The sequence below is a fragment of the Streptomyces sp. NPDC030021 genome (genome assembly GCF_055574035.1).
Window position 1 is genome coordinate 63,585 of sequence record NZ_JBVIAH010000018.1, and the last position, 22,232, is coordinate 85,816.

Consider the following 22,232-nt stretch of genomic DNA (forward strand, 5'->3'; position numbering starts at 1 on the left):
TCAGAAGGGCAGGGCCGCGGCCAGCAGCTCCGCCAGGGCGGCGCAGTGCGGCGGGTCCACCAGGTCGTGGTGGTTGCCCGGGACCGCGGCCCGTACGACGGCGCCCGCGGTGCGCGGCCGCCAGGCCGCCGGGTCCACCAGCGGGGTCGCGAGCTCCGGATGGCGCTCGTCGACCGTGAAGAGGCGCAGGCCGACGGCGAGTACGGCGTCGGTGCGGTAGGCCGCGGAGGCCGCCCCGTTCGCCTCGGCGACCCGCAGCAGTCTGCGCAGGGCCTCCGTGGGGGACGTCCGGGGGAGGGTGCCCTCCTCGCGGCCCCGGCGCACCAGGACGTCGAGCAGTTCCTCCTCGTCCAGTTCGCGCGCCGACCCGGCGTCGAGCCCGGCGGCGATGCCGTACCGCAGCAGATCCGGATCGCCCGGCCCGCAAGCCGTACCGGAACGGCTGCCGGAAGCCGCGCCCGGCGCCGCCGCGTCGATCAGGCCGAGGAAGGCGACCTCCTCACCGGCGGCCTCCAGCCGGGCCGCCATCTCGTAGGCCACCGTCCCGCCGAACGACCAGCCGGCGAGCAGGTACGGGCCGTGCGGCTGCTCCTCGCGGAGCGCGGCCAGGTAGCGCTCGGCCATCTCGGGCACCCGCTCCAGCGGGGTCTCACCGGTGTTGTAGCCCACCGACTCCAGGCCGAGGATCCGGCGGTCGCCCCCGGGACGGGCGGACAGGTCCCGCACCAGGTCCCGGTAGCAGACGACGTCGCCGCCCCGCGGGTGGACGAGGACCAGCGGCGGCCGGGACGGGTCCCCGTCGGCCAGCGGGACCAGCAGCCTGGCGGCGGCCGCCCCCGCGTCCGGCAGCGCCTCGCAGAGCAGCTCCACGGTGCGCCGGCGGAACACCAGGTTCAGCGGCAGTTCCACGCCGAACTCCCGGCGTACGGCGGCCATCAGGGCGAAGGCCTTGAGCGAGTGCCCGCCGAGCGCGAAGAAGTCGTCGCGCACCCCGATCGGGGCCGTCCCCAGGGTCTGCTCCCACAGCCGCGCCATCCGCAGCTCGGTCGTGTCGCGCGGGGCGATCCGCCCCGCGCCGTCGCCGCGCGCCGCGTCCGCCGAAGGAGCGGGCAGCGCCTTGCGGTCGAGCTTGCCGTTCGGGGTGAGCGGGAGCCGCTCCAGGGCCGTGAGGACGGCCGGGACCATGTACTCGGGCAGGTCCTGGCGCAGGAAGTCGCCGAGCTCCCGCACGTCGCCCGCCTCGTCCCGCCAGGTCACGTAGCCGGCGAGCACGGCGTCCACCCCCGTGCCGTGGACGGCCACGGCCGCCGCCAGCACCCGCGGGTGGCGGGCGAGCGCGGACTCGATCTCGCCGAGCTCCATGCGGTGGCCGCGCACCTTCACCTGGCCGTCGGCCCGGCCCCGGTACTCCAGCCCGCCGTCCGCGAGCCGTCGTACGAGGTCACCCGTCCGGTACAGCCGTTCGCCCGCCGCGTACGGATCGGGCACGAACCGGTCCGCGGTCAGCGCCGGCCGCCCGTGGTAGCCGCGGGCCACCCCGTCGCCGCCGATGTACAGCTCGCCGAACACGCCGACCGGCACCGGGCGCAGGCCCGCGTCCAGCACGTGCAGCCGGGTGTTGGAGAGCGCCGGGCCGATCGGCACCGGCCCGTCGCCCACCGGTCCGGACAGCCGGTGCGCGGTGGACCAGACGGTGGTCTCCGTCGGCCCGTACACGTTCCAGACCGTGCCCAGCGCCGTACGCATCCGCTCGGCCAGGGCCGGCGGCAGCGCCTCGCCGCCGCACAGCGCCCGTACGCGGGGCGCCTGCCAGCCGGACTCCATCAGCTGGTGCCAGGTGGCCGGGGTGGCCTGGACGACCGTGACCGGCGCCGAGTCCAGCTCCTTCGCGAGCAGGGTGCCGTCCCGCGCGGTCTCCCGGTCGACGACCCGTACGGTGGCTCCGCACGCGAGCGGGACCAGCAGCTCCAGCACGGCGATGTCGAAGGAGGCCGTGGTGACGGCCGCGACCGTGTCGCCGGCCGTCAGTTCCAGCCTGCGCACCATGTCCCGGGCGAAGTTGGCCAGAGCCCGGTGCGGGACGGTGACCCCCTTCGGGCGTCCCGTCGAGCCCGAGGTGTACAGGGCGTACGCCAGCTGCTCCGGTTCCAGCGGCACGGGTGCGAAGCCGGCCCGCGCGCTCCCGTCCCCGGCCAGGGCGTCGAGGTCCACCACGGCGACCCCGTCCGGTGCCTGCGCGGAGCCGGACAGCCCCGACACCACCAGCACCCGGGCGCCGCTGTCCGCGAGCATGTAGCCGATCCGGTCGGCCGGATACCCGGGGTCGACGGGCACGTACAGACCGCCGGAGCGCAGCACGCCCAGCAGCGCCGCAGGCAGCAGCGCGGAACGCTCCGCGCACACGGCCACCGCCGTGTCCGGGCCCACGCCCAGCCGGACGAGCTCCCGGGCCAGCCGGCCCGAGACCTCCCACAGCCCGGCGTACGTCAGGCTGTGCTCCCCGTCGTCCACGGCGACGGCCTCCGGCGTACGGGAGGCCTGCTCGCCGACGAGCACCGGCAGCGGCCGTTCGGCGGCCGGCTCGGCGGACCCGCGGCCCGCGCGCAGGATCCGGCGCTCCTCGGCCGGGCCCATCAGGGGCAGCGCGCCCAGCGGGGTCGCGGGATCGGCCACCGCGGCCGTGAGCAGTTCGGCCAGCGCCGAGGTCATCCGCTCGACGGTCGCCCGGTCGAAGAGGTCGGTGGCGAACACGGCCTCGCCGCGCAGCGCGCCCTCCTCCTCGACGAAGTACAGCGAGAGGTCGAACTTCGAGGCCCCGCTGGCCAGCGAGAGCGGTTCGACGTCCAGCCCGGGCGGCGCGGGCGGCGCGGCGGCCTCCTCGTCGAGCACCAACATCACCTGGAACAGCGGGTTGCGGCTCAGATCGCGCTCCGGCCGGACCTCCTCCACCAGACGCTCGAACGGCACCTCCTGGTGGGCGTAGGCCCCCAGGGCCGTCTCCCGGGCCCGGTCCAGCAGTTCACCGAAGGCCGGGTCGCCGGACAGGTCGGTGCGCAGCACCAGGCTGTTGACGAAGAAGCCGATGAGCGGCTCCAGCTCGGTGCGGTCGCGGCCCGCGATGGGGGAGCCCACCGCCACGTCCTCGCTGCCCGACCAGCGGGCCAGCAGGGCCTGGAAGCCCGCCAGCAGCACCATGAACAGGGTGGCGTCGTGCCGGCGCCCCAGGTCGCGCAGCCCGCGCAGCAGCGGCTCGGGCAGCTCGAAGGAGAACTGCTCGCCGCGCCCGGACGGCGTGGCCGGCCGGGGCCGGTCGGTGGGCAGGTCGAGCGGGGCGAGCCCGGCCAGCCGCGCCCGCCAGTGGTCCAGGGTGCCCGCGAGCGCGTCACCGCTCAGCCGCTCACGCTGCCAGGACGCGAACTCGCGGTAGCAGACCGCGAGTTCCGGCAGCGGCTCGGCCCCTTCGAGGGTGCGGGCCCGGTAGGCGGCGAAGAACTCCCGCCAGAACACCCCCACCGACCAGCCGTCGAAGGCGATGTGATGGGCGACGATCACCAGCAGGTGCTCCTGCGGGGCGATCCGCACCAGGCGGGCCCGCAGCGGGCCCGCCGCTGCCAGGTCGAAGGGCAGCGCGGCGTCGCGCGCCGCCAGTTCCCGCGCCCGCTCCCCGGCCGCCGCCGCACCCAGCTCCGACAGGTCGGTGAAGGCGGGGGTGAACATCGAGGCAGGACCGGGTACGACGCGGGCCGCGAAGGCCCCCTCGCCGCCGTCCTCGCCACCCTCCTCGATCCGCGAGCGCAGCACCTCGTGCCGGGCGACGACGTCCGCCAGGGCCGCCAGGGCCGCGTCGGTGTCGAGCTCCCCGGTCAGCCGGACGGCCCCGGGCATGTTGTAGTCGGGCCGGCCCGGCTGGAGCCGGTCCAGCAGCCACAGCCGCTGCTGCCCGAAGGACAGCGGGCCGGGCCCCTCGGGCAGCGCGGGGATCGCCGGTCCCGTCGCGCCCGCCGCGCCCAGCGAGGCCAGCGCCCGGGCGAGGTCCTCGGCCACCGGGTGGCGGAAGAGCAACTGCATGGGGATGTCCAGCTCCAGCAGGGCGCGCAGCCGGGAGATGACCCGGGTGGCGCGCAGGGAGTGCCCGCCGCGCTCGAAGAAGTGGTCGCGGACCCCGATCGGGCCCTCTCCGAGGACCTCCTCCCAGACCTCGGTGACCGTCCGCTCCAGCGGCGTGCGCGGGGCGACGTGCGCCCGGTGCCCGCCGCCCGGACCGGATTCCGGCGCGGGCAGCGCCCTGCGGTCGGTCTTCCCGTTCGGGGTCAACGGCAGCGCGTCCAGCACCACCAGCGCGGACGGCACCATCGCGGCCGGCAGGGCCGCGCGCACGAAGTCCAGTACGGCGGCCGGATCACCGCTCCCGTCCCGCCACACCACGTACGCGGCGAGCAGCCGGTCGGCGCCCTCGCCGTGCGCGGCGGCCACCGCCCGGGCCACGTCGGGGTGGCGCAGCAGGGCGGCCTCGACCTCGCCGAGTTCGATCCGGTGGCCCCGGACCTTGACCTGGTTGTCGCGGCGGCCGTGGAACTCCAGCACGCCGTCGGAGCGCAGCCGCGCCAGGTCACCGGTACGGTACATGCGCGCGCCGGGCGGCCCGTACGGGTCCGGCGGATAGGCCTCGGCGGTGCGGGCCGGATCGCCGAGGTAGCCGCGGGCCACCCCGCGTCCGGCGATGAACAGTTCACCGATCGCGCCCCGGGGCAGCGGTTCGAGGTGCTCACCGAGCACGAGCACCCGGGCGCCGGGCAGCGGCCGCCCGATGGGGATGCGGCCCGCCTCGACGTCGGCGTCCGTCACCACGTGGTACGTGGTGGTGTTGGTGCACTCCGTCGGACCGTACTGGTTGACCAGCCGCAGCCGGCCGGGCACGCCCAGGGTGTGCGCGGCGCGGGCCAGTCCGGCCGTCAGCGCCTCACCGGTGGTCATCACCAGCCGCAGCGCCGGGGCCGGCCCGTCGGCGGCGGAGACGGCGGCGACCAGCGGTTCCAGCATCGACGGGACGATCGACAGCAGCGCCGTCACGTCCTCGGCGTGCAGCAGCCGGGCCAGCGCGTCCGGATCCCCGGCCTCGTCCTGCGAGGCCAGCACGATCCGCCCGCCGGTGGTCAGCGGGGCGAACAGGTCGCGTACCGACGGGTCGAAGGTCAGCGCCGTACGGGCGAGCACCACGTCCTCGGGGCCGAGAGCGAAGGTGGAGGTCAGCGCCGCCAGATAGCCGGTGATCGCGGCGTGCGTGACGGCCACGCCCTTGGGGCGGCCGGTGGACCCGGAGGTGTACAGCAGGTAGGCGAGGTGTGCGGGGGAGGCGGGGGCGGCCGGCTCCGTCGCGGGCAGCGCGTCGACCAGCTCCCGCTCGGCGTCCAGGTCCAGGACCGGCAGGCCGCCGGTCAGGTCCGCGGGCGGTCCGCCCGGCAGGCCCGCCGTCAGCACCAGGTGGGCGCCGCTGTCGGCGAGGACCGTACGGACCCGCTCGGCCGGATGCCCCGCGTCGAGGGGCACGTAGGCGCCGCCGGCCTTCAGCACCGCGAGGACGCAGACCAGCATGCGCGGGTCGCGCCCGGCCAGTACGGCCACCCGGCTCTCGGGGCCGGTCCCGAGCCGGCGCAGGCGGTGGGCCAGCCGGTTGGCGGCCGCGTCGAGCTCCGCGTAGCTGATGGCGGTGCCCTCGCAGGTCACGGCCGGGGCGTCCGGCCGCAGCCGGGCCTGTTCCGCCACCAGGGAGTGCAGGGTCCGCGCCGCTGGCCGGTCCGCCTGCGGCCCGGACTCCTCCCCGAGCAGGGCGGCGTGCTCCTGCGGGGACAGCACGTCCAGCCGGGACAGCGGCGCGTCGGGGGTCTCGGCCGCACCGGCCAGCAGCCGCAGGTAGTGCGCGCCGAACCGCTCGACCGTGGCCCGGTCGAACAGGTCCGTCGCGTACTGGACGGTGCCGGTCAGACCGCCGGGGTGCTCGGTCATCGCGAGACTGAGGTCGAACTTGGCCGTCCCGTTGGAGGTGTCCAGGCTCTCGACCTCCACACCGTCCAGCGGCAGCGCGTCGAGCTGCTCGGGGTGCAGCTGGAACAGCACGTCGAAGAGCGGGTTGCGGCTGAGGTCGCGCTCCGGCCGCAGCTCCTCCACCAACCGGTCGAAGGGGACGTCCTGGTGCTCGTACGCGGCCAGCGCGGTCCGGCGCACCCGTCCCAGCAGTTCGCCGAAGGCCGGGTCGCCGGACAGGTCGGTGCGCAGCACGAGGGTGTTCACGAAGAAGCCGACGAGCGGCTCCAGTTCGGTGCGGTCGCGGCCGGCGATGGGCGAGCCCACCACGATGTCCGCCTGGCCCGTGTAGCGGGCCAGCAGCGCCTGGAAGCCGGCCAGCAGCACCATGAACAGGGTCGCCCCGCGCTCCCGGGCCAGCCCGCCGAGCCGCCCGGCGAGTTCGGCCGGAACCTCGAAGACGAAGGAGTCGCCCGTACCCGAACGCACCTGCGGCCGCGGCCGGTCGGTGGGCAGCTCCAGGGCCGGGAGGCCGGCCAGGGCCGCCCGCCAGTGGGCTATGCCCGCGTCGGCCTCGCCGTCCGCCAGCCGGCGCTGCTGCCAGTACGCGAAGTCCCCGTACTGGACCTGCAGTTCCGGCAGTTCGGGACGCTCGCCGCGGCGCAGGGCCGCGTAGGCCCCGGACAGCTCCCGCCACAGCACCGGCATCGACCAGCCGTCGCCGACGGTGTGGTGCAGGACCAGGACGAGGAGGTGCTCGTCGTCCGCGACCCGCACCACACGGGCCCGCAGCAGGGGAGCGGTGCCCAGGTCGAAGGGGGCGGCGGCGTCCGCGTGGGCGAGGCCCAGCGCCCGCGAGCGGGCTTCCTCGCGGGGCAGGTCCCCCAGGTCGGTCCGGACGGGGACGAAGACCTCCGGTGCCTCCACGTTCTGTACGGGGCCTCGCGGGCCCTCGGTGATCCGCGAGCGCAGCACCTCGTGCCGGGTCACCACCGCGCACAGCGCGGCGGCCAGCGCGTCGGCGTCCAGCGGGCCGCGCAGCCGTGTCGCGACGGGGATGTTGTAGTCGGGCCGGCCGGGCTGGAGCTGGTCCAGGAACCACAGCCGCTGCTGCGCGAACGACAGCGGCGCGGGCTCTCCGGCCGGCCGGACGCCGATCGCGGTGACGGCGGTCGCGGCCGTGCCCGGGTCGTCCCCGCGCAGGGCGTCCAGCGCCGACGCGAACCGCTCCAGCGTCGGGTGCTCGAACAGCAGCCGCAGCGGCACGCCGGTGCCCAGCCGGGCGCCGATCCGCGACACGGCGCGGGTGGCCCGCAGGGAGTGGCCGCCGAGCGCGAAGAAGTCGTCGTGGCGGCCGATCCGCCCGGCGCCGAGAACCTCGCCCCATACGGCCGCGGCGAGTTCCTCGGTCCGCGTGGCCGGTGCGGCGAACTCGGCCCGGCGCACCCCCTCTTCGGGCGGGGCGGGCAGCGCACGCCGGTCCAGCTTGCCGTTCGGGGTCACCGGCAGGGCCGCGAGCGGCACGATCGCCGAGGGCAGCATGTACGCGGGCAGCCGCGCGGCGAGGGCCCGGTGCAGCTCGGCCGGCTCGGCCACCTGCCCGTCCGAGGGCACCACGTAGGCGACGAGACGCTGCTCGCCGGGGGTGTCCTCGCGGACCGCCACCGCGGCGTGCCCGATCTGCGGGCAGCGGGCCAGCTCGGCCTCGATCTCGCCCGGCTCGATCCGGTGGCCGCGGATCTTGACCTGCTGGTCGCCGCGGCCCAGGTAGTCGACGGTGCCGTCGGGGCGCCGCCGGGCCAGGTCGCCAGTCCGGTACATCCGGGCGCCCGGGGCGCCGTACGGGTCCGGGGTGAACTGCCGCGCGGTCAGCCCGGGCCGGCCCAGGTAGCCGCGGGCCACGCCGGTGCCGCCGATGCACAGTTCGCCGACGGCGCCCTGCGGTACCGGGCGGCCGCGCTCGTCCAGGACGTACAGGCGGGTGTCGTCCAGGGCGGTGCCGATGGGGATCCGGCCGTCCACGGCGGCGCCGGCGCGGGGGTCCAGCCGGTGGCCCGTGGCGAAGGTGGTCGTCTCGGTGGGCCCGTAGACGTTGACCAGCACGGTGTCCGGCGCATGCTCCAGGGCCCGGGCGAAGGAGTGCGGGGAGGCGGCCTCGCCGCCCGTCCACACCTCACGCACCCGCGCCAGGAGCTCCACGCACTCCTCGACCACCAGGTTGAACAGGGCCGCCGTCAGGAACAGCGAGGTGATCCGGTGCTCCTCCACCAGCCCGGCCAGGGCCGCGGTGTCCACCCGGCCGGGCGGCGCCATGACCACCTGTCCGCCGGACAGCAGCGGCACCCACAGCTCGTACGTCGAGGCGTCGAACGACAGCGGGGAGTGGGCCAGCACCCGCCGGTGGGCGGCACCGAAGGCGGTGTCGCGGGCGAGTGCCGCGACGTTGGCGTGCGTGACGCCGATGCCCTTCGGCTCTCCCGTGGAACCGGAGGTGTACATCACGTACGCCAGCTGGTCCGGCACGCACGGCGGGTACGGGACCGGGCCGGCCGGGACCCCCTCCGCCGGGGCCGTCACGTCGAGCACCGGCACGGGCGAGGTGCGGACCGCCTCGTGGCCGTCCGTGGCCGGATCGGCGAGCAGCAGGCGGGCGCCGGTCCGCTCCAGCATCCAGTGCAGCCGGGCGACGGGGAACCCCTCGCCGAGCGGGACGTAGACCCCGCCGGCCTTCAGGACGGCCAGGATCGCCACCGGGAGGTGGACCGAGCGCTCCATCAGCAGGGCCACCGGGGTCTCGCGCCCCACCCCGGCCGCGGTCAGCCGGGCCGCCAGCAGGTCGGAGCGGGAGTCGAGTGCGGCGAAGGTGAGGCGGTCGGCTCCGCAGACCACGGCCTCGGCGCCGGGGGTGCGCCGGACCTGCTCGGCGAACAGCTCCACCAGGGTGGCCGGGGCGAGGTCCGGGCGGACCGCGCCGTGGCCCTCGGCCGCGAGCCGGGCCGCGGTCGGGGCGGAGGGCAGCAGCTCGGCCACGGGGCGGTCGGGCTCCTCGGCGGCGGAGGCCAGCAGCTCCAGGTAGTGACCGAGGACGCGTTCGGCCGTGGCCCGGTCGAACAGGTCGGTGTCGAAGACGAGCGAGCCGGAGCAGGTCCGGGCGCCCTCGGAGACGAAGACGCTCAGGTCGAAGAGGGACCCGCCGAAGTCGGTCCGCACGGCCTGCGCGTCCAGGCCCGGCAGCCGCAGTCCGGCCGTCTCGTCCGGGGCGGAGGCGAACATCACCTGGACGAGCGGGTTGCGGTCGCCGACCCGCTCGGGACTGAGGTGCTCCACCAGCCGGTCGAAGGGCACCTCCTGGTGGTCGTACGCGTCCACCGTCGCCCGGCGGACGCGGCCGAGCAGCTCGCGGAACCCGGCGTCGCCCGACAGGTCGGCGCGCAGCACCACGGTGTTGACGAAGAACCCGACGAGCGGCTCCAGTTCCACCCGGTCGCGGCCGGCCACCGGCGTGCCGACGGCGATGTCGGTGCGGCCGGCGTAGCGGGCCAGGGCCGCCTGGAAGCCGGCCAGCATGGTCATGAACAGGGTGGCGCCGGCGCCCTCGGCGATGCCGCGCAGCCGTGCGGTGAGGCGGGCGTCGAGGGTGAAGTCCAGGCTCGCGCCGTCGCCGCTGCGGCGGGTGGGCCGGGGCCGGTCCGCGGGGAGTTCGAGCGGTTCCAGCCCCGCGAGGCACTCCTCCCACCAGCGCAGCTGCCCGTTCATCGCGCCGCCGGCGAACCGGTCGCGCTGGGTACGGGCGTACGCCTGGTAGTCGAGGGGGAGCGGCGTCTGCGGGAGGGGCCGGTCCGCGAGCAGCGCCGCGTAGCCCTCGGAGAACTCCTGCCAGAGCAGGCCCATGGACCAGCCGTCGGTGGCGATGTGGTGGACCACCAGCACCAGCAGGTGGTCCTCGGCGCCCAGCCGGATCAGCAGGGCGCGCAGCAGCGGGCCCGCCGCGAGGTCGAAGGGTCTGCGGACCTCCTCCCGGGCCAGGGCGTGGGCCCGCTCCTCCAGTTCGGCGAGGGCGGCGCTGCCCAGGTCCAGGACGGGCAGCGGGACGGCCGCCGGCGCGGGCAGGACCACCGGGTGCGGGGCGCCGTCGCGCTCCTCGAAGACGGTGCGCAGCGGTGCGTGGCGGGCCACGACGGCCGTCAGGCTGCGGCGCAGCAGGTCGGGGCGGACGGGGCCGCGCAGCCGCACGACCTCGGGGATCGCGTAGCCGGGGGTGCCGTCCGTCATCCGGTCCACCAGCCACATCCGCTCCTGGGCGAACGAGGCGACGGGCTCGGCGTCGAGGGCGTCGGCGGCCGGGGCCGGGGCCGGGGCCGCTGCGGTGGCCGGACCGGCCGCCGAGTCGTCCAGCGCGGCACGCACCCGGCGGCGCAGCAGTTCGCGGGCGGCGGCCAGCCGGCTGTCCACGCCGGCGGCCGGCCGGCTCTCCTGGGTGGTCACGAGGTCTCTCCCTGAAGTACGAGTGAAGGAACGGCGTCGGCGGTGGCGGCGAACGGGGCCGGTTCGGCCTCCAGTTCGGCCAGCAGCACCGTCTCGACGGCGGTGGCGAGGGCGGCGACGGTCCGCTGTTCGAAAAGGGTGTGCAGGGGCAGGTCCAGGCCGAGGGACTGGCGCAGCCGGGCCGCCACCCGGGTGGCGCTCAGCGAGTGCCCCCCGAGGGCGAAGAAGTCGTCGTGGCGGCCGATCCGCGGCGCGTCCAGTACGGAGGCCCACACCAGGGCGACCAGTTCCTCGGTCTCCCCGGCGGGCGGCTCGTACCCGGTGGCGGCGGCCGCCGCGGCGGGCGCCGGGAGGGCTCTGCGGTCGAGCTTCCCGTTCGCCGTGACGGGCAGCCCGTCCACGACCACGAGCATCGGAACCATGTACTCCGGGAGGGAACGGGCCAGTTCGGCGCGCATCGCCTCGGGGTCGGGGCCGGGGCCGGAGGCCGGGTCCGCCCCCGCCTCCGGGACGACGTACCCGACGAGCCTGCGCTCGCCCGGCACGTCCTCGCGGACCACGACCGCGGCCCGCCCGACACCGGGGAGGCGGCCCAGCGCCGTCTCGATCTCGCCGAGTTCGATCCGGAAGCCGTGGATCTTCACCTGGTCGTCCGTGCGGCCCAGGTACTCCACCGAGCCGTCGGCCCGGTGGCGGGCCAGGTCGCCGGTGCGGTACATGCGCGAGCCCGGCGGGCCGAACGGGGCCGGCGGGAAGCGCTCCGCGGTCAGCGCCGGGCGGCGCAGGTACCCGCGGGCGAGGCCAGCGCCCGCCAGGAACAGCTCGCCCGCGACCCCCACCGGGAGGGGCCGCCCCCGCGGGTCGAGCACGTACAGCGAGGTGTTCCAGATGGGCCGGCCGATCGGCACGGGCCCGCTCTCCTCGCGGAGGCAGTCCCAGTGCGTGACGTCCACGGCCGCCTCGGTGGGCCCGTACAGGTTGTGCAGGGGCACGTCGAGCACGTCGAGGAACCGGTTCTTCAGCTCCTCCGGCAGGGCCTCGCCACTGCACACGACCCGGCGCAGCGACCGGCAGCGGCCCGCCTGCGGATCCTCCACGAACGCGGCCAGCATCGACGGGACGAAGTGGACGGTGGTGACCGCCTCCTCCCGGATCACCCGGGTGAGGTAGGCGGGGTCCTTGTGCCCGCCGGGCTCGGCGACCACGAGGGCCGCGCCGGTCAGCAGCGGCCAGAAGAACTCCCACACCGAGACGTCGAAGCCGAACGGCGTCTTCTGGAGCACCCGGTCGTCCGCGCCCAGCCGGTACCGGTCCTGCATCCACAGCAGCCGGTTGACGATGGCGGAGTGCTCCACGACGACGGCCTTGGGCCGCCCCGTCGACCCGGACGTGTAGATCACGTACGCGGGGTGCGAGGGCAGTGGCGCCGGCAGCTGCGCACCGCCGCCCCCGCCGTGGACGGCCCCCGGATCCAGCCGGGGCAGGTCCGCGGCGGCCGGCAGCGCGGCCGCCACCTCGTCGTCGGCGAGCAGCAGGACGGGCTCGGCGTCGGACAGCAGGTACGCGATCCGGTCCGCCGGCAGCGACGGGTCCACCGGCAGGTAGGCGGCCCCCGACTTCAGCACGGCCAGCAGCGAGACCACCATCTCGGTGGAGCGGTGCAGGGCGACCGCGACGATCCGCTCCGGACCGGCGCCCCGGGCGCACAGCTGACGGGCCAGCCGCTCGGCACGGGCGTCGAGTTCGGCGTACGACAGGCGCTCGTCCCGGAAGACGGTCGCCGGGGCGCCGGGCGTCCGGGCCACCTGCTGCGCGAACAGCTCCACCAGCGTGGTGTCGGGGACGGGCACGGCGGTGGAGTTCCACTCGCGGATCAGCCGGTGCTGCTCCGCGGAGAGCAGGTCCACCTCCCCGACCGGGGTGGAGGGGGCGTCGGCGACGGCCGTCAGCAGCCGCTCCAGTGCCTCGCCCAGGCTGCGCGCCGTCCGTGCGTCGAGGACGTCCGTGCGGTGGTCGAGGTGCAGCCGCAGCCGCTCCCCGGGCAGCACGATGAGGTTGACGGTGTAGTGGGTGGCGTCCGAGCCTTCCACCCCGGTCAGCCGCGGCCCGCCGGCCAGGTCCCGCATCGACTCCAGGTCGAGCGGATAGTTCTCGACGACGACCGTGGTGTCGAAGAGGGCGCCCAGCCCCGCCGCCCGCTGGATGCCGGCGAGTCCGGCGTGCTGGTGGTCCATCAGCTCGGCCTGCTCGTCCTGGAACCGGGCCAGCGCGGCCAGCAGCGGCTCGCCCTCCCGGATCCGGAACCGCACGGGCAGGGTGTTGATCAGCAGGCCGACCATGTCCTCGATGCCCGCGACGTCCGCGGTCCGCCCGGAGACGGTCCCGCCGAACACCACGTCGTCGCGCCCGGTCACCCGGCCCAGCAGCACCGCCCAGAGGCCCTGGACGACGCTGTTGAGGGTGACGCCCGCGGTACGGGCCCGTGCGGTGAGCCGTGCCGTGAGCTCCGCAGAGAGCTCCACCGAGACCCGCTCGGGCAGCGCGTCGATCCGGTTCGGGTCGGCCGCGCCCAGCAGGGTCGGCTCCGCCAGCCCGGCGAGCGCGCCGCTCCACGCGGCCTCGGCGGCGCCGTCGTCCTGGCGGGCCAGCCAGTCCAGGTGCGAGCGGTACGGGACCCCTTCCGCGACGGGGCCGGTGTCCCCGGGCTCGCGGGCCCCGGCGTATTCGGCGTATCCGGTGAGCAGTTCGCGCAGCAACACCGCCGAGGACCAGCCGTCCCAGACGATGTGGTGGTTCGTCATGACGAGCCGGTGCTCGCCCGCGCCGAACCGGACCAGGGTGAAGCGCACCAGCGGCGGCCGCTCCAGATCGAAGCGGCGGGCCCGGTCGGCCGCCAGCAGCCGCTCCCACTCCCGCTGCCGGTCCGCGGACCCGAGTCCGCCGAGGTCCACGGCCTCCCACGGGGCTCCTGCGGACTCGACGACGATCTGCACCGGCCGGTCCAGACCCTGGTCGGTGAAGGCGGAGCGCAGCGCGGTGTGGCGGCGCAGCAGCCGGTCACAGGCCGTCCGCAGGGTGCCCGCGTCCAGGGGGCCGTCCAGGGTGAGGACGATCTGGCCGGTGTAGGCGTCCATCGCGCTCGTGTCGAAGGCCGAGTGGAAGAACAGGCCCTCCTGGAGCGGCGAGAGCGGCAGCACGTCGGCGAGCCCCGCGTAGCGCGCGGCCAGGGCGTCCGTCTCCGGCTGCGTCAGCCGGACCAGCGGCAGGTCGCGGGGGGTGAGGCGGCGCGGTCGCGGGGCGCCCGTCCAGCCGGCCAGCAGGCGCAGGGCCTCGCCCCACGCCGCCACCAGGGCGTCCGCCTCGGCGTCGGTCAGCAGGGCCTGCGGATGGGTGACGACCGCGGTGAAGGAGGGGCCGTCGGTGCCGTCCACGGCCAGGGCGTCGATCTGCAGGGCGTGTTCGACGGGCATCGCCGGATCCACGTCGGCCCGCAGTCCGCCCGCCTCGGGGGCAGGGCTCCAGGGCGCCTCGTCCCCGCCGGAGAACCGGCCCAGGTAGTTGAACAGGACCCGGGGGCGCGGGAGTCCGGACAGTTCCGCGGCGCTCTGCGGATCGAGCCGGCTCAGCAGACCGAAGCCCGTGCCGTGGTCCGGTACGGAGGCGACCGCCGTGTGGATCCGCGCGACCAGCTCGGCGAGTGCGTCGCCGCCCCGGGCCGCCGCGTCCAGGTCGAGGCCGTCCAGGTCGAACCGGACCGGGTACTGGGTGGTGAACCACCCGACCGTGCGCGCCAGGTCGTGGCGGCCGGTGCGGTCGACACGGCCGTGGCCCTCCAGGTCGACGAGCAACGACCCGGGAGCGGTACCGGGGGAGCGCAGGCGGTGGGCCGCGAGGACCAGCCCCGCGAGCAGCACCTCGGCCGGACCGGTGCGCAGCGCGCCCGGCACCTTGGCCAGCAGCGGGCCGGCGACCTCGGCGGGCAGGCCGAGCTCCAGCGTGCGGGTGGTGCCCGCGGTGTCCCGCACCGGGTCGGGGACCCGGTGCCACGGCTCCCGCGGGTCCGGGCCGGCCCCGGAAGTCTCCAGCGTCGAACGCCAGAAGGGGAGTTCGGCGAGCACCTCCGGGGAACGCGCCAGGAGTTCGAGGTGACGGGCCCACGCACGGAACGAGACCTCCCCGTCCGCGGCCGGAAGCGGAAGCCCGGCGACGGCGGCCTCCCAGGCCGCGGCCAGGTCCGCCGTCAGGATCCGCCAGGACACCCCGTCCACGGCCAGGTGGTGCACGCACAGCAGCAGCCGGTCCGGCGACGACCCGCCGGCGTCGAAGCGGACCGCTCTCAGCATCACCGAGGACGCCGGGTCCAGTTGCCCGGCCGCCTCCCGCGCCGCCTCCGCCACGATCGCGGCACGGGCGGACCCGTCCGAGCCCGCCACCGTGACGGTGCGGTACAGCCGTGACACGTCGACCGAACCGGGCTCGCCGACCGTGCACAGCGGGCCCTCCGGTCCGGCGGCCACGCCGAGGCGCAGCGCCCCGTGGCGGTCCACCACCGACTGCAGGACCCGTACGAGCGTCGCGTCGTCCGCGCCCTCGGGCAGGGCCAGCACCATCGACTGGCTGAAGCGCCCGACCGGACCCGGACCGTCGAGGAGCCAGCGCATGACCGGGGTCGCGGGCAGCGGACCGTGCTCCGCGACGGCCGGACCGGCGGCCTGGGAGGTGCCGTGGCCCGGCTCGCCCACGGCCGCGGCGAGGGCGGCCGCCGTCTTGTGCGCGAACACCTCGCGCAGGGTGAAGGAGAAGCCCCGCGCCCGTGCCCGGCTGGTCAGGCTGAGCGCGGTGATGCTGTCGCCGCCGAGCTCGAAGAAGTTGTCGTCCGGGGTGGCGGTGGTGCCGAGCGCCTCGGAGAACAGCGCCGCGAGAGTGAGCTCGGTGGCGCCGTACGCACGCTCGGGTCGCTCCGGACGGTCCGCGGCCTCGGGTACGTGGAGCCGTGCGCGGTCCACCTTGCCACCCGGGGTGAGCGGCAGCCGGTCCACCGCCACGAAGGTACGGGGCACCATGTAGCCCGGCAGGACCCGGCCCAACTCAGCTGCCAGCACCTCCGGTTCGGGCGCCGGGCCGCCGTCGCCCGGCGGCGCCACGAAGGCGACGAGCCGCCGGGCTCCGCCCGCGGGGGCGTGCACCACGACCGCGGCCTGCCCCACCGAGGGCTGCCGGCCGAGCACCGCCTCGATCTCGCCCAGTTCGATCCGGTGTCCGTTGATCTTGACCTGCCGGTCCACCCGCCCGAGGAACTCCAGTTCGCCCCGCGCCGACCAGCGCACGAGGTCGCCCGTCCGGTACATCCGCGCACCGGGCACACCGGAGAAGGGATCGGGCACGAAGCGGTCGGCCGTCATGGCGGCGCGCCCCGCGTACCCCTGGGCCAGACCGGCACCGGCCACGCACAGCTCGCCGGTCGCTCCCGGCGGCAGCAGCCGCAGCGCCCGGTCGACCACGTACGCGCGGTGGTTGGCCATCGGACGGCCGATCGGCGGGATCCGGCCGTGCGAGGGCGGAACCACCCGGTGCATGGTGACGGACACGGCGGCCTCGGTGGGCCCGTACGCGTTCCAGACCTCGCGGCCGTCCGCCGCCCAGCGGTCGACGGCGTCCCCCGACGGGGCCTCGCCGCCCGTGGACAGGAACCGCAGCGCGGGCAGCGCGGCCGGGTCCAGCAGCGGCAGGAGCGCCGGCGGCAGGTCGGCGACGGTCACCGCGTGCTCGGCGAGCAGGGCTTGGAGGCGGTCGACGTCGACCCGTTCGGTGTCGGTGGCGAGGACCAGGGTGGAACCGCTCAGCAGCGCGCCGAAGACGTCGAGGACCGACACGTCGAAGGACAGCGAGGCGAAGCCGAGGAACCGCTCCGTGCGCCCGGATCCGTGGCGGTCGCCCGCGCCGCACAGGGCGAGGTGGCCGCGGACGAAGTCGACCGCCGCCGCGTGCGGGACGACGACGCCCTTCGGCTCGCCCGTACTGCCCGAGGTGTACAGCAGGTACGCGGCGGACGCGGCCGGCACCGCTGCGCCCACTCGGTCGCCGCCGCGGATCCCGTCGGTCACGGTTCCCGCGTCGACCACGGTCGGGAGGTCGTGCGGCAGCCGGCCGAGGCCGCCCGGCCCGGCGACGACCGTGCGCAGCCCTGCGTCGCGCACGATGTAGGCGATGCGCTCCGGCGGCAGGCCGGGGTCGAGCGGTACGTAGCAGCCGCCCGCCTTCAGGACGCCGAGCAGGGCCGCGACCATCGAGGGCGAGCGCTCCACGCACACGCCGACCGGCGTGCCCGGTGCCACGTCCGGCCGCAGCCGGTCCGCGATGTCCTGGGCCCAGGCGTCGAGTTCCCGGTAGGTGACCTCCTGGCCGGCGCAGATGACGGCGACCTTCTCGGGTGTGCGCGCCGCCTCCTGCTCGAAGAGCGTGTGCAGCCGCCCGTCGCCGGGCGCCGGGTCGGCGCCGCCCTCGGCGAAGGCGGCGAGGCGCTCCTCGTCCTCGGCGGTCAGGAAGGGCAGCGAGCCGACCGGGGTCTCGTCGCCGGCCGTGGCGAGCGCGACCAGGAAGCGGGTGAACCGCACGCGCAGCGCGTCGAGTTCGTCCGCGCCGATGTCGGCGGCGTCGCCCTCGGCCTGCACGGTCAGCGGGCTGTCGCCGCCGCGGTCGTAGACGTTCAGGGAGACGTGCTCCACCGGGCCGACCGAGAGGTTGTGCGCGGAGGCGGGAGCACCGGCGAAGGACAGCTCGTAGTCGAAGGACATGAGGTTGACGGCGGCGTCCCACAGCCGGGGCCCGGTTCCGGTGACCGCTTCGATCCGGTGACGCTGGTGGCGCAGGGCCTCCTTGATGCCGGCAGAGGTGCTGCGCAGCAGTTCGCCGACCGTGGTGTCGCCGGCCACCGCCAGCCGCAGCGGCAGGACCTTGGAGAACATGCCGGGTGTCCGGCGGGCGTCCGGGGTGGTGCGGCCGGTGACCGGCAGGCCCAGGACCACGTCCTCGGTGGTGCCCGCGCGGTGCAGGTGGGCGGCGGCCGCGGCCATCACCAGCGCCGACCAGCGCGTGCCGTGCCGGCGCGCGGCGTCGCGCAGGGTACGGGCATCGGCGGGGTCGAGCTCGCCGCTCACCCGCACCGCCGTACCGGACGCGGGCGCCGGGACGCTGCCGGTGAAGGACACAGGCTCGGGGGCGCCCTCCAGCCGCGCACGCCAGAACTCCCGGTCGGCCGCGAACCGTTCGGAGCGGGCGTACTCCTCCTCCCCGGCCACGATCCGCTCCCACGGCGTGCTCTCGGGGGCCGGTACGGGCTCTCCCGCGACCAGCGCCGAGTACACCTCCGCGGTCCGCCGCGCGAGGATCGAGCCGGTGACCCCGTCCGCGACGAGGTGGTGGTAGCCCTGCATCCAGCGGTACGTCGCCGGACCGGTCCGCACCAGGAGGTGCCGGCTCACGTCACCGGTCGCCAGGTCCGTCGGCCGGGCCAGCTCGGCGCGCATCAGCCGGTCGGACTCGGCGTCCGGGTCCGGGTGGTCGCTGACGTCGACCGTCTCCATCCGCAGCGGCGGCGGACCGGCGGGTATCTGGCACACCACCCCGTCCACCTCGGCGAAGCGGACGCACAGCGTCTCGGTTCCGGCCACCGTCGTGCGCACCGCCTCGGCGAGCAGCTCCGGATCCACCGCCCCGCGGATCTCCAGGTACTCGGCGATGGTGTAGTCGAGGCGGGTGGGGTCGAGCTGCTGTGCGAACCAGACGCCGTTCTGCGGCGGGGTCAGGGGCAGCGGCCCGCGGTCGTGAGTGGCCATGCGGTGGTCAGTCTCCTCAGTCGGATCGGTCGATCAACGACGACGTGAGGCCACTGTCCGCGACGGCCGGACGGTCCCGAAAGTCCCACTAATACGCCTCTTGACGACGCCCGATCCGCTCGGAGAAGTCTTCGGTACCGCGATCCCGTGACAGGTGGATCCAGGTGCCGCGGTCCACGGCGCACCCCGGGGACCCGGGAGGGGCCAGCGCGGGCGCCAGGTCTGACATCGATGTCGGGACGTCCGTGCGGGCGGTCTCCGGGCCGTCGGGTCCGAGCAGCCCGTGCCGGTGGGCCAGGTAGCCGAGCTGGAAGCGGCTCGTCGCGCCGAGCTGACGCATGATGGCGGAGACGTGGCGCTGGCAGGTGCGCACCGAGATGCCGAGGGCGCGGGCCGTGGCGCGGTCGTCGTCGCCCTGCATCAGGTGCAGCAGTACGGATCGTTTCGTCTGGTCGGCGACGTCCTGGATGAAGGCCTTCTCGCGGGGCTTGCCGATGCGTTCGCCCGTCGCCCACAGCAGGTCGAACATCTCGGCGACGAACGCGACCAGGTCCGGGCTGCGGACGAGCAGGGCCCCGCCCGCCGTTTCCGGCAGCGGGAGGGCGAGCAGGGACCGGTCGAAGACCAGGCACCGGGCCAGGCCGCCGGAGACCGTCCGGGCCTCGGCCCCGAGAGCCGCCAGCTCCGCCTCGTACCGCACGGTCGGCGGGTCGAACCGGGCCGAGTGCTGGTACAGCGTGCGTACGGGGACGCCACGGGAGAGCAGGTCCCGGTGCCGGGCGCGGGCGCGGAGCAGTTCGGCCTCGGGCAGGGGGCCGCCCGGCTGGGCGCAGAGCACCTCCTGCGTGCACGCGGAGGACTGCCGGTCGAGGATGCGCCGGAGTTCGGCCGCCGACTCGATGCGCTCCAGCGGCGGCCCCTCCAGGGTGCGTTGGCGTGCGGCGTGCACGATGGCCAGTTCCGCGAGCTGCCCCCGCATGCGCAGCAGGTCGAGCTGGGCCCCCTGGACGCGTTCCTCCCACCGCTTGAGCAACCGCGCGGACACGTCGGTGGGGTTGGTGGCTGCAAAGCAGTCGGGGCCGATCTGCTGGACCAGGCCGCTGGAGACGAGGGCGTCGAGGGTACGGGCCATGGCGGCGGGTTCCGCCCGGGCGAGCACCTGGCTTCCCTGGAGGGGGCCGTGTTCTGCGAACTCCCGGTAGAGGTCCATCTCCTCGGACGTGAGCTCCCGGGGTCGGTCACGGTCCTGCGGGCGTTTCGGCGCGCCTGGTTTCATTTCGCTGCCCTCTCGTTCGCATCCGTCGCGATCGCGATGCTAGGAGACTCCGCTCCGGCCCCGCCGCCCCAGGAACGTGTATCAGACACGCTTCCTGTGCGCGGGTGTTGAGGGGAGGCCGGTGCAAGATCCTTGATCCACGGCGGAATTCGACGGCGGGGGCGGAGCGGCGCGCCTGAGGGCGCGCCTCCGCGGGGATGGCCGGAACACGTAGGGCCCGCCTGAAAGTTGCAGCAGGCTCTTGCTGTCGTCTTTCCGACAGTCGGTAAGACGACGGTCGCACCCCATTGGCGGGCGGCCGCCTCCCCCTCGATGCTGGGACGGGGCGCGCCGATCGGGGATGCGCACCGTGCAGGAAAGGCGCGTTCGCATGGATCCCAGACGACCGGCGGGCCCCGTCCGCCCCGTCCGCCGGGGCCGCCGGGGCCGGCCGCCGGGCTCAGTCGTCCGCCGGGTGGACCACCTCGACCCCCTGGTCGCGCAGTACCTCGACCGCGGGGGAGTCCGCGGGGGCGTCCGTCACGACGAGGGCGATCTCCTCCATGGAGCAGATGCGGCCCAGCGCCGCACGGCCGATCTTGTCGGCGGTCGCGACGAGGATCACGCGCTGCGCCGCGGCGACGGCCGCCCGCTTCACCTGTACGTCGTCGAGGTTGTAGGCGGTGGCGCCCTGGACGGGGTCGACCCCGCAGCAGCCCAGGATGAACGTGTCAAAGCACAGGTCCTTGAAGGTCTGTACGGGCGTGTGGCCGTAGAAGGACAGCTCCTCGGGGCGCACCTGCCCGCCGGGCATCACCAGCTGGATGCCGGGATACGCGGACAGCGTGAAGGCCGCGTGCAGTGAGAGGGGTGCGACGGTGAGCTGGCGGTCCGCCATGGCCTTGGCGATGGCCACGGCGGTCGTGCCCGTGTCCAGCGCGACCGTCTCGCCGTCGGTGAGCAGTTCGACCACGGCGCGTGCGAGCCGCTCCTTGGCCTGCGATCCGGACATGGCCCGGATCGCGTAGGGGGGCTCGACGCCGCCGGGCAGGCTGCTCACCGCCCCGCCGCGCACGCGGCGCAGTGCTCCCCGGGACTCCAGTACCTCCAGGTCCCGGCGGATGGTCATCTCGGACGCCCCGGTGGCCTGGGCCAGCTCGGCCACCGTCGCGCGGTTCTGCTGCATGAGCAGTCCCACGACGAACTTGTGCCTCTCCATCACGTTCATGTGTCTGCTTTTAGCACAGATGGGGGCGGAGGGCCGTCGGGATGTGCATTTCGAACATCCAAACTGTTGAAACGAACATCGTCGATGTGTAGCGTGAGCGGAGTAGTGGGAACTTCCTGCTGTTGTGAACGTTGATCGTGTTCATTCGGCCGTGACCGATGAGGAGAGCCATGACCGACACCCGTGAGGCCGACCTGCCAGAAGGGGGGAAGCCCCTCCTCACCACCGTCGCGATCGTCGCCTCGTGCCTGGCGTTCGTGGTGATCGGCGCCCTCCAGGCGCTCTACGGCCCAGCGATCCCGGCCCTGCGGGACGAGTTCGGCATCAGCCCGGCCGTGGCCGGGCTCAGCCTCAGCGCCCACTTCGTCGGCGCCCTCCTCGGGGTGCTGATCTACCACCTCCTGCGGGGCCGCCTGAACAACCGGGTGCTGCTCGGCGGGTCCTACGTGCTGATGGCCGTCGGCGCGGGCGCCTTCGCCTTCTCCCCGAGCTGGGCCCTCGCCCTCGCCGGCACCTTCGTCATCGGCCTGGGCTTCGGCGGCATCGACTACGGCCTCAACCAGCTCTTCGCCGTCGGCTTCGGCCACCGCAGCACCGCCATGCTCAACCTGCTGAACGGGCACTTCGGCATCGGCGCGATCGCCGGCCCCGCCCTGATCGGCTGGCTCGGGGCGGACAGCTACCCGGAGATCTTCATCGGCACCGGCGTGATCAGCCTGCTGATCCTCGTCACCCTCGGCGGGGTGGCCGCCCGGGAGCCCGACCCCGCCCCCGCGGAGGGCGCCCCGGCAGGAGGCGCCCGGGTGCTTCCGATCATCGCGGTGTTCATCGGCGTCTACGTCCTGCACGTCGCCATCGAGACCGGCGTCGGCGGCTGGGAGCCCACCCACCTCGAAGCCGTCGGGTACGGCGCCGCCGCCGCCGCGACCGCGACCTCCGCCTACTGGGCCGCCATGACCATCGGCCGGTTCGTCGCCGCGCCGATCAGCCTGCGCTGGTCCGCGCCGTCGATCCTCCTCGTCTGCTGCGTCGGCATGGCCGGCTTCCTCCTCCTGGCGACGGTCCCGGCGCTCGCCCCGTACGCGTACTTCGGCGTCGGCCTGATGATCGCGCCGATCTTCCCGACCTGCCTGCCCTGGCTGAACCGCGCCGTGCCCGGCGTCGGCGCCGCCGGTGCCTATGTGATCGCCGCCTCGATGATCGGCGGCGTGGCGTTCCCGCCCCTGCTGGGCGCCGTCATCGACACGATGGAGGTGAAGACGGTGCCGCTGCTGCTGTTCCTGCTCGCCGTCATCTGCGGCGCGCTGAGCCTGTGGCTGCGCCGCAACGCCCCCGACCCCGGCGGTGTGCCCGGCCCGCGCGACTCCGGGCGTACGGACGCCGTCACCACACCCTGAACCCGTAGAAC

General features: G+C 75.3%; 5 protein-coding genes. 1 reads left to right on the forward strand and 4 read right to left on the reverse strand.

The genetic code is table 11. The features are described 5' to 3' along the window. From ACZ4YL_RS30175 to ACZ4YL_RS30190, 4 genes are all read right to left on the reverse strand, one after another. Positions 1 to 10,506, reverse strand: coding sequence for an amino acid adenylation domain-containing protein (locus ACZ4YL_RS30175; protein ID WP_468120942.1), 10,506 nt, complete (start codon positions 10,504 to 10,506; stop codon positions 1 to 3). After that, the gene (locus tag ACZ4YL_RS30180) at positions 10,503 to 18,341 is read right to left on the reverse strand and encodes an amino acid adenylation domain-containing protein (RefSeq protein ID WP_468120944.1); all 7,839 of its coding nucleotides are present in this window, start codon (positions 18,339 to 18,341) and stop codon (positions 10,503 to 10,505) included. The genes ACZ4YL_RS30175 and ACZ4YL_RS30180 overlap by 4 nt, the downstream gene beginning before the upstream one ends. Positions 18,342 to 18,429: 88 nt before the next feature. Further along, entirely contained in the window at positions 18,430 to 19,551 is a 1,122-nt protein-coding gene (locus ACZ4YL_RS30185) for a helix-turn-helix transcriptional regulator (RefSeq protein WP_468120946.1), read from the reverse strand. Positions 19,552 to 20,056: 505 nt separating this feature from the next. Then, complete coding sequence (locus ACZ4YL_RS30190) at positions 20,057 to 20,824, reverse strand: DeoR/GlpR family DNA-binding transcription regulator (protein ID WP_468120947.1); 768 nt, start codon at positions 20,822 to 20,824, stop codon at positions 20,057 to 20,059. A 170-nt stretch (positions 20,825 to 20,994) separates the two neighbouring features. Between ACZ4YL_RS30190 and ACZ4YL_RS30195 the strand changes: the two genes are divergently transcribed. Beyond that, on the forward strand, positions 20,995 to 22,221 hold the full coding sequence (locus ACZ4YL_RS30195; RefSeq protein ID WP_468120948.1) for an MFS transporter: 1,227 nt from the start codon (positions 20,995 to 20,997) through the stop codon (positions 22,219 to 22,221). The last annotated feature ends 11 nt before the right edge of the window (positions 22,222 to 22,232 follow it).